12 protein-coding genes are annotated in these 13846 nt (G+C 62.4%); 11 read left to right on the top strand and 1 reads right to left on the bottom strand.

The annotated features are described in order from the left end of the window. Nucleotides 1-5 precede the first annotated feature (5 nt). From tolQ to VG99_RS08800, 8 genes are all read left to right on the top strand, one after another. Nucleotides 6-689, top strand: coding sequence for a protein TolQ (gene tolQ / locus VG99_RS08835; RefSeq protein ID WP_044499425.1), 684 nt, complete (start codon nt 6-8; stop codon nt 687-689). A gap of 3 nt (nt 690-692) precedes the next feature. Then, the gene (tolR, locus tag VG99_RS08830) at nt 693-1133 is read left to right on the top strand and encodes a protein TolR (RefSeq protein ID WP_044499424.1); all 441 of its coding nucleotides are present in this window, start codon (nt 693-695) and stop codon (nt 1131-1133) included. A gap of 3 nt (nt 1134-1136) precedes the next feature. Continuing rightward, on the top strand, nt 1137-1937 hold the full coding sequence (locus VG99_RS08825) for an energy transducer TonB (RefSeq protein ID WP_044499423.1): 801 nt from the start codon (nt 1137-1139) through the stop codon (nt 1935-1937). 10 nt (nt 1938-1947) lie between these two features. After that, on the top strand, nt 1948-3939 hold the full coding sequence (locus VG99_RS08820) for a PhoX family protein (protein ID WP_044499422.1): 1992 nt from the start codon (nt 1948-1950) through the stop codon (nt 3937-3939). Between the two features lie 40 nt (nt 3940-3979). After that, nucleotides 3980-4852: a metallophosphoesterase family protein gene (locus VG99_RS08815; RefSeq protein ID WP_044499421.1), complete on the top strand. Its 873-nt coding sequence runs from the start codon at nt 3980-3982 to the stop codon at nt 4850-4852. Between the two features lie 199 nt (nt 4853-5051). Continuing rightward, nucleotides 5052-6548: a flavin-containing monooxygenase gene (locus VG99_RS08810; RefSeq protein ID WP_044499420.1), complete on the top strand. Its 1497-nt coding sequence runs from the start codon at nt 5052-5054 to the stop codon at nt 6546-6548. 42 nt (nt 6549-6590) lie between these two features. Further along, nucleotides 6591-7502: an SDR family oxidoreductase gene (locus VG99_RS08805; RefSeq protein WP_044499418.1), complete on the top strand. Its 912-nt coding sequence runs from the start codon at nt 6591-6593 to the stop codon at nt 7500-7502. 44 nt (nt 7503-7546) lie between these two features. Next, complete coding sequence (locus VG99_RS08800; RefSeq protein ID WP_158023901.1) at nt 7547-8188, top strand: Crp/Fnr family transcriptional regulator; 642 nt, start codon at nt 7547-7549, stop codon at nt 8186-8188. Between the two features lie 79 nt (nt 8189-8267). Here the strand turns inward: VG99_RS08800 and VG99_RS08795 are convergent, their stop codons facing one another. Next, a complete protein-coding gene (locus VG99_RS08795; protein WP_158023900.1) occupies nt 8268-9020 on the bottom strand; it encodes a class I SAM-dependent methyltransferase in 753 nt (250 codons plus the stop codon). A gap of 212 nt (nt 9021-9232) precedes the next feature. Here VG99_RS08795 and VG99_RS08790 point away from each other — a divergent pair, with 212 nt between their 5' ends. The 3 genes from VG99_RS08790 (at nt 9233) to VG99_RS08780 (ending at nt 13844) form a co-directional block, all read left to right on the top strand. Next, on the top strand, nt 9233-11743 hold the full coding sequence (locus tag VG99_RS08790; protein WP_158023899.1) for a TonB-dependent receptor plug domain-containing protein: 2511 nt from the start codon (nt 9233-9235) through the stop codon (nt 11741-11743). Continuing rightward, complete coding sequence (locus VG99_RS08785; protein WP_052508752.1) at nt 11743-12849, top strand: cytochrome-c peroxidase; 1107 nt, start codon at nt 11743-11745, stop codon at nt 12847-12849. Before VG99_RS08790 ends, VG99_RS08785 begins: the two co-directional genes overlap by 1 nt. 92 nt (nt 12850-12941) lie before the next feature. Beyond that, complete coding sequence (locus tag VG99_RS08780; RefSeq protein WP_044499417.1) at nt 12942-13844, top strand: alpha/beta hydrolase family protein; 903 nt, start codon at nt 12942-12944, stop codon at nt 13842-13844. The last annotated feature ends 2 nt before the right edge of the window (nt 13845-13846 follow it).

The raw sequence follows: 13846 nt of genomic DNA, 5'->3' as shown, positions 1-13846 counted from the left end.
GACCCATGCCAACCACCCCCAACATGTCGCCCTGGTCACTGATTGCCGAAGCCAGCCTGCTGGTACAGCTGGTAATGCTGACGCTGGTGCTCGCCTCGCTGATCTCCTGGTTCCTGATCATCCAGCGCAGCAGCCTGATGGCCGCCGCCCGCCGCTCACTGATGCGCTTTGAACAGCGCTTCCGGGCCAAGGACACCGACCTCGGGCAGCTGTACCAGGCCCAGCAAGCCGACTGTCCGGGCATAGCCGGCATCTTCCATGCCGGCTACCATGAATTCGCCCACACCCAGCGGCAGGAAAGCGAGCCGGAGGCGGTGATGGAGGGCGTGCAGATGGCCATGCGCGTGGCCATTGCCCAGGAACAGGAGCGTCTGCAGAAGCACCTGCCCTTCCTCGCCACGGTCGGCTCGGTGAGCCCCTATATCGGCCTGTTCGGCACGGTATGGGGCATCATGAATTCCTTTATCGGCCTGTCGCAGACCGAGCAGGCGACGCTGGCGGCGGTCGCGCCGGGTATTGCCGAGGCCCTGATTGCCACGGCCATCGGCCTGTTCGCGGCAATTCCCGCGGTGATTGCCTACAACCGCTTCGCCGCCCGCAGCGAAGGGCTGATCAACCGCTACTACAGCTTCGCCGAGGAGTTTTCGACCATTTTGCACCGGCGCCTGCATAACCGGGCGGGGAACTGAGCCATGCGCCCCGCCCGTAGAACGCTCCGGCCCAACGCGGAAATGAACGTGGTGCCCTATATCGACGTGATGCTGGTATTGCTGGTGATCTTCATGGTAACCGCACCGATGCTCACCCAGGGTGTGCAGATCGAACTGCCCAAGGTGGCCAGCGAGGCGCTGGCCAATGAAGATCCGCTCAATATTGTCACCCTGTCGATCGACGAAGGTGGCCAGTACCATTGGAACGAGGGCGACACCGTCGACACCGAGGACTATGCGCACAGCAGCAGCTCGCTGGCAGACATGCGCCAGCGTATCAGCGCGCTGGTCACCGCCCGACCCGAGACCCAGGTCTTCATTCGTGCCGACCGCTCGGCCGATTACGGCGCTGTGATCGAAGGCATGGCCGCTCTGCAACAGGGCGGCATCACCCGATTGAGCCTGATTACCGAGGCCCCCTGAGGCATGCACACGTCGACCCCATCCAACCCTCCACGCCCGGCCCACCGCGCCCAGAGCTGGCTGCTGCCCGCGGCGGCCACAGTGCTGCTGCACGGCGGGGCCTTCTGGATGCTCTACAGCAGTTGGTCACCCGAGCCGCCAGCCAGCGCACCGCCGTCGGTGATGGTCATGCAGCTGGTCACCCTGCCGCACCCAGCCCCGGAGCCTCCCGCCCCGCCGATTATCAAGCCCGAACCGCTACCCGAGCCGGTGGTGGAGGCAGCACCGCCAGCGCCGCCTGAGCCGCAGGTGGATCAGGCTGAGATCGCGCGCAAGCGGCTGGCTGAACAACAGCAACGCGAGCGCGAGGAACAGCAGCGCCTGGCCGAACAGCGGCAACGGCAAGAGCGGGAACAGGAGCACGAAAGGCAACGGCAGCAAGCCCGGGCGCAGCAGGAACAGCAGCAACGTGAGGCCGAACAACGTGCCCAGGCGGAACAGCAGCGCTTGGCGGCCGAAGCTGCACGCCGCGCCGCCGAAGCGGCCGCGATCGCCCAGTACCAGCCAATCAGCAAGAAGCCGCCGGCCTATCCCCGTCGGGCGCTGGATCGCGGGTTGGAGGGTGACTGCACGGTGACCTACACGGTTACCGAAGAAGGTCGTGTCAGGGATCCCGAGGTAGTCGAAGGGGCCTGCGACGACCCGCTGTTTGTCCGCCCCTCACTGGCCGCAGCCAAATCCTTCCGCTACCAACCGCGGACGGTCAACGGGGAGCGGGTCGCCGTAGCCGATGTACGCAATACCTTTCGCTATCGCATTCAATGACGAGCAAAGCATGAGACAGAAATTCCAGCACTATCACGCCGACCTGCAGGCGGTGGACGATCGCCGGCTCAACCCGAGCGAGGCCGCCGACCTGGACAGCATCATCAATCGCAGCCGCCGGCAGGTGCTCAAGGGCGGGCTGGCACTGGCGGCCTTCGGTCTGTTCGGTACCAGTCTGGCGGGGTGCCAGCGCCCGGCTCCCGGCACGCTACCAGCGGCCAGTCCGTTGCTGGGCTTCAGCGGCGTGGCGGCGCAGACCGGCGCGGATTTTGACCGCGTCCTGGTCGCCGCCGGCTACCGCGCCGAGCCCTTCCTCCGCTGGGGCGATGCGGTACTGGACCATGCCCCGCCCTGGCAGGAGGACGCTTCCCAGGACTGGCAGGCGCAACTGCTGCAGGCGGGCGATAACCACGACGGCATGCATTTTTTTCCCTTCGACGACGCACCCAATAGCCATGGACTGCTGGTGATCAACCACGAGTACATCAACCCCACCCTGCATTCCAATGGCTTCAGCTACACCGACCTGGCCGATGGGCGGCGCCAGCGCCCGCTGGCGCAGGTGCGCAAGGAACAGGCCGCCCATGGTGTCAGCGTGCTGGAAATCCGCCGGGAGGCCGACGGCCAGTGGCGGCGGGTAGCAGGCTCGCGCTACCACCGGCGCATCACCGCCATGACGCCCATGCTTCTCAGCGGCCCGCTGGCCGGTGATCCGCGTATGCGCACCGCCAGCGACCCAAGCGGTACCCGGGTGCTCGGCACGTTGAATAACTGCTCCATGGGCGTCACTCCCTGGGGCACCTACCTGACCTGCGAAGAGAACTTCCACAACTACTTCGTCAACCGCGACGCCGCCGACCACGCCAGCCGCCCGACCCACCAGCGTTACGGCATCGGCCAGGGTCAGCGCAGCGCCTATTACGCCTGGGAGTCCGTCGATCCCCGCTTCGACGCCACTCCGGATGAACAGCAGCCGCACCAGGGTCATGTCAACGAGCCGCACCGCTTCGGCTGGGTGGTCGAGATTGATCCGTTCAACCCGGACAGTACGCCGATCAAACGCACCGCCATGGGGCGGCTGGGCCGGGAATGCTCGGTGGTCACGCTGGACGACGACGGACGCATGGCGGTCTATTCCGGTGACGACGCCCGGGGCGAGTATGTGTGGAAGTTCGTCCCCGACGGTCGCCATGATCCGGCCAACCCCGCCGCCAGTCGCGATCTGCTGGACAGCGGCACCCTGTACGCCGCGCGCTTCGACGAGGACGGCAGCGGCCAATGGCTACCCTTGATCTGGGGCGAGCAGGGGCTGACACCGGCCAACGGCTTTGCCGATCAGCAGGCGGTACTGCTCAATGCCCGGGGCGCCGCCGACCAGCTTGGCGCGACGCCGATGGATCGCCCGGAATGGGTGGCGGTACATCCCCTGACCCGGGAGGTGTATGTCACCCTGACCAATAACCGGGAGCGTGGCGAGCGCCTGCCGCTGGATGCCGCCAACCCGCGACCGGACAACCAGCACGGGCAGATCCTGCGCTGGCGTGAAGCGGGCGGCGATCCGACCGCCACCACCTTCGAGTGGGATCTGTTCCTGCTCGCCGGTGACCAGCCGGGGGCGACCGGTGCCGACGGCCAGCCGCTGCCGGCTAACCTGATCGGCACTATCCAGGGCGACATCTTCTCCTCCCCCGACGGGCTGGCCTTCGATGGTGACGGCCGCCTGTGGATTCAGACTGACTCCGATGACGAAGCCACCCACACGGTCAACACCGGTTGCAACCAGTTGCTCTGCGCCGACCCGCAGAGTCGCGAGGTGCGGCGCTTTCTGGTCGGTCCACGGGGTGCGGAAATTACCGGCATCACCTGGACGCCGGACTATCGCACCCTGTGGATCAACGTCCAGCACCCCGGTATCAGCTACCCCGCCAGCGATGGCCGCAGTCGCCCACGCTCCACCACGGTCGTTATCACCCATGAGGATGGCCGGGTGATAGGCAGTTAAAGCCAGCCCCTCCCGAAATACTCTCGCAAAAGGAACCCCTATGAAACTCCGCACCCTGTTATCCACCTGCCTGCTGCTCGGCAGCGTATTGGCCGCACCGCTGGCCAGCGCCGCCGAGCCGGTGCTGCGCTTTGCCATTCTCGGGGATGCCGAGCCCAAGCCCAAGGCGGAATTCCCCGGCCTGGCCGCCGCCGTCGGCCACGTCAACCACCTGACCGACACCCTGGACCTGGATTTTGTCATCGGCGTCGGTGATATCGCCCACAAGGGCACCGAACTGCAATACGAGGCCGTCACCCCCGTGCTGCAACGCCTGACCCTGCCCTTCTACCCGATCATGGGCAATGAGGAACACGGCTCCAGCGTCGAGCGTTACCTGGAATATGCCCAGCGCTGGAACCAGGGCAAGGCCGAGATCGCCGGTCCCCGCTATGTCATGGAGTTCGAGCAGGTGGCACTGGTGATGGCTTCGCCGGACGAGGGCCGGGATTTTCATGACGAGGGCGTGGCCTGGGTGAAGCAGCAGATTCAGCAGCTGCATCCCAAACCGGTGTTGCTGGTGGTGCATGGCGCCCCAGCGGGCACCTTCCCCGAACGCGCCGACAAGGGCATCCATCACCCCGGCTTCGCCGAGGTCAGCGCCCAAGCCAACCTGATCGCCATGATCTCCGGCGACCTGCACATGGATCTGGAGCGCACCGAGCATTCCAAACAGATCGACGGCGTGCACCACCTGCATATCCCTGCGCTGGAACGCACCAAGATTCCGGACGAAAACCACCACGTGCCGATGTTCCGCGTACTGACGGTGATGGATGATGATCAGGTGCTGGTGGATACCTACCAGGTCGGACTGGATGGCCCGCTGGAGCGGCATGACTATCGCTTCAGCCTGAAGCGTCCGGCCCAGTAATAACCCGGCCTGCGGATGGCCCGTCAGCAGTGGCGGGCTGCCTGAAACGAACATGCCCACCTGCCAGGTATTCATTGTGTCGAGCCGGTGCGATTCATATCGGTCAGCCCGAATTGCCATAATGCGACATTCTTGATTCGAAGCTCCTTCCATACTTGCCGCATTGAACGTGCCCGATGCATGCAAACTGGAGACTCAGATGCTTTCGACCAAGCCCACCCACACGGATGCTGTGGAACACTTCGACGTCGTTATCGTTGGTGCCGGTATTTCCGGGATCGGCTGCGCCAGCATGCTGCGCGAGCAGCACCCCAACTTGAGTTTCGTAATCCTGGAAGCTCTGGAATCCTATGGCGGCACGTGGCTGATTCACAAATACCCAGGCACCCGTTCGGACAGCGATCTGTTCACGTTCGGTTACCATTTCAAATGCTGGACGGGCAAGCCGATCGCCTCACGCGAGCAAATTCTGCAGTATCTGGGATCAGCCATAGAAGATGCTGACCTGGCACCTCATATCCGTTACCGGCAGCGCGTAGAGTCGGCCGATTGGTCGGGCGAGGACAATTGCTGGACGTTGCAGGTCAGTACGGGCGAGGACCGGAAAATGCTGCCCATTCGCGCAGGCTTTCTCTGGATGTGCCAGGGTTACTACCAGCACGCTCAGGGATATATCCCCGAATGGCCGGGTCTGCAGCAATTCCAGGGCGAAGTCATCCATCCGCAACACTGGCCTGAAAACACGGACCTGACCGGCAAAGACGTCGTAGTGATCGGATCCGGTGCAACCGCCGCCACGCTGGTTCCTGCTCTGGCTGACCAATGCCGCCAGGTCACTATGCTGCAACGCACACCAACCTATTTCGCCGCCGGCCGCAATGCCGATGCGCTGGTTGATGAACTGCGCAAGCTCGATATAGACGCCGCTTGGATCCACGAAATCATGCGCAGGAAGGCTGTCCGCGACCGGGCGATACTGCTGGAGCACGCGCGCAATGACCCTGAGCGAATCAAACAGCAGCTTATCGACGGCGTCAGAGCCTGCCTGCCGGATGATTTCAATACCGAGCGGCATTTCACCCCACCCTACAAACCGCTGCAGCAACGAGTGGCCTTCGTGCCTGAGGCAGATCTGTTCAAGGCCATCAGCGCCGGTAAGGCCAAGGTAATCACCGACCACATTGAGACGTTTGACGAGAACGGCATTCAGCTGCAATCAGGTCAACGGATCGACTGCGATGTAGTGATTGCGGCCACCGGATTCGAGATGTCAGTGATGGGGGAAATTCCCTTCACCGTCGACGGCGCCCCGGTGAGATTTGCCGACACTGTCGGTTATAGAGGGATCATGTTCACGGGGGTGCCAAACATGGCCTGGGTCTACGGCTATGGCTTTTACAGCTGGACTCTTCGGGTCGAGTTGATCGGCAATTTCATCTGCCAGGTGCTCGGACATATGCAGCGCACCGGTGCTAAAAGCGTAATGCCAGCCCTGCGCCCGGAGGATGCTGGAATGACCCTGATGCCCTGGGTTGACACAGAAGCGCTCAATCCCGGTTACCTCCTGCGTAGCCTGCATCGCCTGCCCAGGCGCGGCGACAAACCAGAGTGGCAGCACAGCCAGGATTATGAATACGAAAAACGAGTCCTGCCGACTGTGGATCTTACCGATCCGATTTTTAGCTACACCTACTGAGGCTGCCTTGATGGCAAGCCTGTACATTGGGAGCGAAGCAGCATGAAAAACTTCAAAGACGGCGTTGCGGTGATCACCGGTGGCGGTTCCGGACTGGGTCAGGCCCTGGCACATGTCGCGGTCAGCCGCGGTATGAAAGTGGTACTGGCGGATGTACAGGCGGAAGCTTTGGAGCAGACCTTGGAACAACTCCGAGCGCTGAACGCCGAGGCGATTGGCGTGGTTCTGGATGTCGCCGATGCGGCGGCCGTTGAGATGTTGGCCGAGCGTGCAGAAGCGCATTTCGGTCCGGTCAATTTAATGTTCAACAACGCTGGCGTGGCCAGCGGCGGGCTTATCTGGGAAAGTACCGACAAGGATTGGGACTGGCTCCTTGGGGTAAACGTGAAAGGCGTAGCCAATGGCATCCGCGCCTTCACCCCACGAATGCTAACCGCTGCCGCAGCCAATCCAGCCTACCAGGGTTGCATCGTTAACACCGCTTCTCTGGCAGGCCTGCTGACCGGTCCCGCCATGGGCATCTACAGCGTGTCCAAACATGCCGTAGTGGCGCTGTCCGAATGCCTGTATCACGATCTGGGTCTGGTCACTGAGCAGGTACGAACTGCTGTGCTCTGCCCCTCCTATGTCACCACGAACATCGGCCAGTGCCACCGCGTCCGGCCGGCAGAGCTGACAAATAGCAATGAACCGACTCGCTCCCAGATGGCAACTGCGGCATTATCCCAGAACAACCTCAATAATGGTTCGCTGACGGCCGCTGAGGTGGCGGAAATAACCTTCAGAAGTATCGAACAGGATAATTTCTACATATTTCCAACCAATGAGGTACACGACCTGCTCAGGGACCGCTTCAAACACATTGTCGAAGAAGAGAACCCCGATCTGCCCTATGCTCAATCCGAGTTCTTGAATGCACGTAGAGAGCTCCTGAAGGAGGCGATTTCTCGTTGAGGCCAGTTCCCATTCCCATCTCAGCAGCTCACTCGTTCGGCTCTTTGAGCCCTGAACTTGATGCGCTGCTGAAGACACATGCGAAGAAACAGCACCTGGTAAAGAAACAACGACTCTTTCACCGGGGCTCGCCGCCAACTGCCTTGTTCTGCGTAGAGTCAGGTGGAATCCGACTATGCGTTACCGGAGCGAACGGGCGTGAATCGCTGCTTAACATAGCAACGCCAGGCCATTGGTTTGGCGAAGCATCCGTTTTTACCGGAGAGAACCGCATCCACGATGCCTTTGCGGTTCTTGAAACTGAGCTTCTGGTAGTACCAGCCCAGACGTTTCATACGATCGTCGACCATCGTCCGGAATTTCTGTTGGAATTTCTGAGACTGATGGGCTTGCGTTACAAAGCCACACTTGAACGTATGGATGAAAACGCCATTCAGCCGTTGCCGGCAAGACTCGCCAGCACAATGCTGGAGCTTTTTCGTGCAGAGATTACGCAACTGACGCTTGGCGAGAACATTACGCTGCACGTGTCTCAGGAGGATCTTGGACAGATGCTCGGAGTCTCCCGGCAAAGCGTGAATAAAGTGTTGAAAGTGTGGGAGGAGCAAGGGTTCATTGAGGTCAGCTATCGTAGCCTGGTCGTGCTGGAGCCAGCAGCCCTTGAAGCTTCTATTTGTTCCCCCTGATGCGGCCCGAAGCGCTTCACAGTGAATCGCCTCAGCGAGGGCGGCTGGCTCGTGCTGGGGGTGGCCGAGGTCGCCCCTCCTATCCGGTAGGTGCCTGTTTGCAGCTCCCTACTCTTCGCGCCACCGCACCCTGCTGGTTCTCACTCACCACCACCAACCGGTCATCCCGGCAATGCAGGATGATCGATTCGGGCTCATAGTCGCCTTCGTGAAGCACTACGAGCTCCAGCAGGTCGCCCCACAGCCGGGCGGCTTCCAGCTCGGCGAGCTGGTCATCTACCCAGACTTCTCCGGACAGCTGCTGATAACGTTGCTCAAGCTCAACCTGGTAATGCCTGCCTTCCGCCGTCTGCCAGTGCCAGACGCCCGCGACCCTGGCCGGTATCACCCACAGGAAGATGCTGTCGTACTTGGCGGGAATCCGCTGGTCCGGCTGCCAGTCGCCCATGTCGAAGGTGTGGGAGACGATACGGGTTCCGGGCCGCAGCTCGGTCAGCAGCCTGGGCCGCAGCGCCAGGTTGATATGGGGCAGCAGGAACATGGTCACCACGCTGGCCGGGGAAATATCCACTTCCAGCAGGTCATCCTCGAGAAAGCACACCCGGTCCGCTACGCCCACCTCTTCGGCGTAGGCCTGCGCCAATGCCACGCGGCCCGAGTCGATTTCCACGCCCACCGCTTGGGCGCCAAAGTCCCGGGCCGCGGCCACCACGATGCGGCCGTCACCGGAGCCCAGGTCGTACAGCACATCGCTGGCATCCACCCCGCCCAATTCCAGCATGGCGCGAATGACGCCCTCGCCGGTCGGCACGAAGGGCACGTCGAGGTGCATGCCAAGCTCGTCAAATTCGATTGATAGATCACTGAACAAGGACAGACTCCAATAACCATGGCGTCCCATGGTACCCCATGACGGCACCGGCTGCTTTCTTGTTGATAATCATTAGCATTTATATATAATTCTCATCCGCCTTTAGCCATGCCCGGCGGCATAATCACAAGAGTGCGCCGCCGAGGTTTCCTGTGTCCTGGATGGAGTTCCCTGTGCCTCGCCGTCATTCAGCTGTCTTCGCTGTGCCCCCGCTCGCCTTGTCACTCTGTCTGGTATTGCCAGCCACCGCGGCCGATGATGCCGCCTCGCTGAAGCTCGGCGATGTGCTGGTCAAGGGCCAGCGCAAGAACTACGAAGGCTCCCGCGAGGTGGATCGCGAGCAGATCGAGAAGATGCCTGCCGGCAATGGCGATATCACCAGCCTGCTGCGCACCAATCCGGCGGTGCAGTTCGACAACAGCCAGCTCAACAGCAAGACCCCGGGGGAAATTTCCCCGGCCAATATCAGCATCAACGGCCAGCCCCATTGGCAGAACCTGTTCACCCTGGATGGCATGGGCATGAACAATGATCTTGACCCGGGCAACACCGCCAATAATGCCAGCGAGCTGCCCGGCCGCAGCCAGGGCCTGGCCATCGATACCGATCTGCTGGATAGCATCATCGTGCATGACAGCAACGTGCCGGCCTCCTTCGGTGGCTTCAACGGTGGGGTGGTGGACGCCAGGACCCGCGACCCGAAACGCGAGCTGTCCGGCAAGCTTTCAGTGCAGATGTCCCGCTCCGAGTGGACTGAATACCATCTGGATGAAAACGATCCCGACCTGGACGAGTTCGAGGCCGCTTTGGGCACCGGCAACCAGCCGGAATTCGACAAGCTCATCACCCGCGCAACGCTGGAAGGCTATCTGACCGACAACTTCGGCCTGCTGGGTAGCTTCTCGCGCAAGCAGTCCACTATTCCCACCCGCACTTTCGGCCTGACTCACGATACCCCCGAAGCCAACCAGCAGCAGGATCGGGAGCTGCAGATCGATAACTACTTTCTCAAGGCCGTCTGGGATATCAACCCCGACCTGCGCCTGAGCGGCTCGCTCACCCACGCGCCGGAAGAGGACCGGGGCTTCGGCAGCAACGCCGTGAATTCCTATCGCGTCACCCGGGCGGGCGGCGAGGCCTTCCAGCTGACCCTGGACTGGAAATCCCCCATCGGCCTGATCAGCCAGAAGCTGGGCTGGAGCGATCAGCAGAACTCACGTGACTCGGACGCCGACTATATGCGTGTCTGGCGCCCGTCCGAGTCGAAGAACTGGAGCAGCAACAATATCGCCTCCGAAGGCGGTATGGGCGACATCGAACAGACCCAGCAAAGCCTGGCTTACCAGGCCGATATTCACTGGAACACGGTACATACCGGTCCGCTCAGCCACCGCCTGCAGACCGGTATCGCCCTGGAGCACAACACGGTAGGCTTCGAACGGCTGTCGCCCTTCTACAGCAACTCCTTTGTTCACCTGCAGCCCACCGATCAGTGTGCTGCCGACGATCCCTGGTGCTCCGTCGGCGATACCATCACCGGCTGGCCCGGCCAGTACATGACGCAATACAGCATGCTGGAAGCCGGCGAGGTGGAGTTCAGCACCCGGCAATGGGCGCTCTACCTGCAGGACGACATGCAATACAAGCGCCTCAGCCTGCGCCCCGGCATGCGTATCGACAGCGACAACTACATGGACCAGACCACCGTCTCGCCACGCTTTGCTGCCGAGCTGGATGTGCTGGGCAACGGCAACACCCTGGTCACCGCCGGCGCCAACCGTTACTACGGCCGCAATCTCTATACCTATCGCCTGCGCGAATCCCTGGAGCAGATGGAAGTCAGCTACAGTCGGGAAGATCAGGACGCGCCCTGGGTCGCCGGTGAACGCGCTCCGGCCGGCAGCCGGTTCAGCCAGCTGGATATCCCTTACAACGATGAACTGTCCCTCGCGCTCAGCCATATCCGCTGGAGCACCCGCTTTACGCTGAAGTACGTCGAGCGCAAGGCCCGCGATCAGGTCTCCCGCGCCTGGGGCTCGCAGATCGGCCAGCCATCGGAAGACCCCGATCAGCTGAAATCCAACTACTACACCTATTACAACGGCGGTCAGAGCGACAGCGAAATCTGGTCGCTGACCATCAGTCCCATGTTGCCGCTGCACCTCGGCAGCAGCTGGACGACCTTCGACCTGGCTCTCGACTGGAGCGATATCAACAGTTCGGGACTCAATGACTACACCAGCAGTATCGGCATGCTCTGGGTCGATGACCCGCTGATCATCTATGACGGCAGTGCCATGCGTTATTCCGAGCGGCCGGCGGACAACTACAACCGCCCCTGGACGGTACGCCTGGCGACCACCACGGTGATCCCCGAGTGGAATCTGAGCTGGACCAACTTCTTCCGGCACCGCAGCGGCTATCGTCGCGTCGCCCAGACCGGCCAGTTTGTTGAATACCAGGGTGAGCAACTGCGTGAATGGATGGAGCAGGATTACGGCTCGACCCTGACCTGGGACACCCGCATCAGCTGGGAAAAGCCCTTCACCCGCAAGCAGGCCGCCTTCGTCAACCTGGACGTAACCAACCTGCTGAACAAACGCATTGCCAGTACCGCCCACAAGAACAGCACCGGCTATGAAGTGGGCCGACAATTCATGGTGGAAGTGGGGTATCGTTTCTGATGTTACGGCCGGTATTACTGCAATGGGGCCTTGCCGCCGTGCTGCTGGGCTGGGTGACGTTATCCGCCAGCGCCGAACCCTGTGCCGGGCAACCGGAGCGCGGAAGCTGTCTGCGGGCCATCTACGAGCAGCCAATAGCGCAATGGCCCAAGCCCACCATCATGGGCGACGGCCCCTGGCAGGAACTGGCCCCGCTGCCCACCCGCGCCGAGTGGCTGGCCCAGGGCACCTACTCGCCCCAGCGGGCGGCACTTGGCGAGACGCTGTTCCTTGATCCCAAGCTGTCACGCTCCGGCCAGATCGCCTGCGCTTCGTGCCATGAACCGTCGGAGAATTTTGCCGACGGCCGACGCTTTTCCTTCGGCCATGACCGCCTGGTGGGCCGACGCAACTCACCGTCGGTGACCACCGTTGCCCTGCTTGGCCCGTTCTTCTGGGATGGCCGTAGCAAGACGCTGGAAGAGCAGAGCATGCACCCTATTGAAGATCCGCTGGAAATGGCCTTCACCGTGCCCGAACTGCTCGAACGGCTGAATGCAGATGGGTCCTATGTCGCGGAATTTGCCGCGGTGTTTGGCGCTGGCCCCATCACCCGGGAGCAGCTGGGCCTGGCGCTGGCCGACTTCCAACGCAGGCTGCTGCCCCAGCGCAGCAGCCTGGACAGCTTTCTGCGTGGCAACAAGCAGGCGCTGACCGATCAGCAGATAGAGGGCCTGCACCTGTTCCGCACCCAAGGCCACTGCATGACCTGCCACCACGGCGCGGCGCTCAGCGATCGCCGGTTCCATAATCTCGGGCTGACCTATTATGGCCGCGACCGGTTCGAGGACTGGGGCCGCCAGGAGGTCACCGGCAACCCCGCCGACATCGGCAAGTTCCGCACCCCCAGCCTGCGCCAGGTGGGCCGCACCGGCCCCTGGATGCACAACGGCCTGTTCCCCCTGAACGGCGTATTGAACATGTACAACGCCGGCATGCCCCGCCCTAAGCCACGGCCCGACCAGGCCGACGATCCGCATTTTCCGCAGACCTCGGAATTGCTGGTGCCGTTGAACCTGGACCGCCAACAGCTGGCGGCGCTGGAAGCCTTCCTGCAAGCCCTGTGATCCCGGCGCACGGGTAGCCAAATGGCGGGAGTTGGTTTAGCGTAGGGCAATCAAACGGTCGTTTGACAATCACAACAAACGGAACGACAGCTATGAATGCGGCTACCCAGGCGCCGGCCACGCAGGCCCAACGCGACAAACTCAGCATCCTTGCCAGCGATGGCTACGCCCTGACCGCCTACCGGTATCCGGCCCAGGGGCAGGCCCATGGCAACCTGCTGGTGGCCGGCGGTACCGGCGTGCCCCAGCGGTTCTACCGGCGTTTTGCCGAATACGCGGCCCAGCGCGGGTTGAATGTGCTGACCATCGACTACCGCGGCTGCGGCGAATCGCAACCCGCCTCGCTGAAGGGCTTCGAGATGTCTTACCTGGACTGGTCGCAGCAGGATCTGGCTGCGGCGGTGGAGCTGCTGGCCCGGGAGCCGCTGCCGCTGTATTGGGTCGGTCACTCCTTCGGTGGCCACGCCATCGGCCTGTTGCCCAACCATGATCGGCTGGCGGCCTGCTACACCTTCGGTACCGGCGCGGGTTGGGCCGGCTGGATGCCCAAGGGCGAGGCGCTGAAGATCCGACTGTTCTGGCATCTGCTCATGCCGCCCATCGTCGCCTGGAAAGGTTATATGGCCTGGAGCCTGCTGGGCATGGGCGATGACCTGCCGCTGGGCGTGTACCGCGACTGGAAGCGCTGGTGTGGCTTTCCGCGTTACTATTTCGATGATCCGACCATGGCCTGGGTGAAACCGCTGTACGCAGCAGTGCGCACACCCCTGGCGCTGGTCACCTCCACCGACGACCCCTGGGCGCCGCCGCGCTCCCGCGATGCCTTTGCCGAGGGTTACAGTGGCGCACCGCAGACCATCCGGGATATAACCCCGCCCGCCGGCAATCCGCCGATCGGCCATATGGGGTATTTCCGCAGCGACTGCCAGCCGGTGTGGGCAGAAGCCCTGGACTGGCTGCTCGCCCACCCGGCGCCGGCCAGCGCCGCGGGCTGATC

The organism is Pseudomonas saudimassiliensis (assembly GCF_000939975.1).
Classification (GTDB): Bacteria; Pseudomonadota; Gammaproteobacteria; order Pseudomonadales; family Pseudomonadaceae; genus Halopseudomonas; species Halopseudomonas saudimassiliensis.
This window is presented reverse-complemented; position numbering and strand designations above follow the sequence as displayed.

Coding starts and splice junctions, on each gene's coding strand:
- tolQ (WP_044499425.1), top strand. CDS start 6: ATGCCAACCACCCCCAACATGTCGCCCTGGTCACTGATTGCCGAAGCC.
- tolR (WP_044499424.1), top strand. CDS start 693: ATGCGCCCCGCCCGTAGAACGCTCCGGCCCAACGCGGAAATGAACGTG.
- VG99_RS08825 (WP_044499423.1), top strand. CDS start 1,137: ATGCACACGTCGACCCCATCCAACCCTCCACGCCCGGCCCACCGCGCC.
- VG99_RS08820 (WP_044499422.1), top strand. CDS start 1,948: ATGAGACAGAAATTCCAGCACTATCACGCCGACCTGCAGGCGGTGGAC.
- VG99_RS08815 (WP_044499421.1), top strand. CDS start 3,980: ATGAAACTCCGCACCCTGTTATCCACCTGCCTGCTGCTCGGCAGCGTA.
- VG99_RS08810 (WP_044499420.1), top strand. CDS start 5,052: ATGCTTTCGACCAAGCCCACCCACACGGATGCTGTGGAACACTTCGAC.
- VG99_RS08805 (WP_044499418.1), top strand. CDS start 6,591: ATGAAAAACTTCAAAGACGGCGTTGCGGTGATCACCGGTGGCGGTTCC.
- VG99_RS08795 (WP_158023900.1), bottom strand. CDS start 9,020: ATGCACCTCGACGTGCCCTTCGTGCCGACCGGCGAGGGCGTCATTCGC.
- VG99_RS08785 (WP_052508752.1), top strand. CDS start 11,743: ATGTTACGGCCGGTATTACTGCAATGGGGCCTTGCCGCCGTGCTGCTG.
- VG99_RS08780 (WP_044499417.1), top strand. CDS start 12,942: ATGAATGCGGCTACCCAGGCGCCGGCCACGCAGGCCCAACGCGACAAA.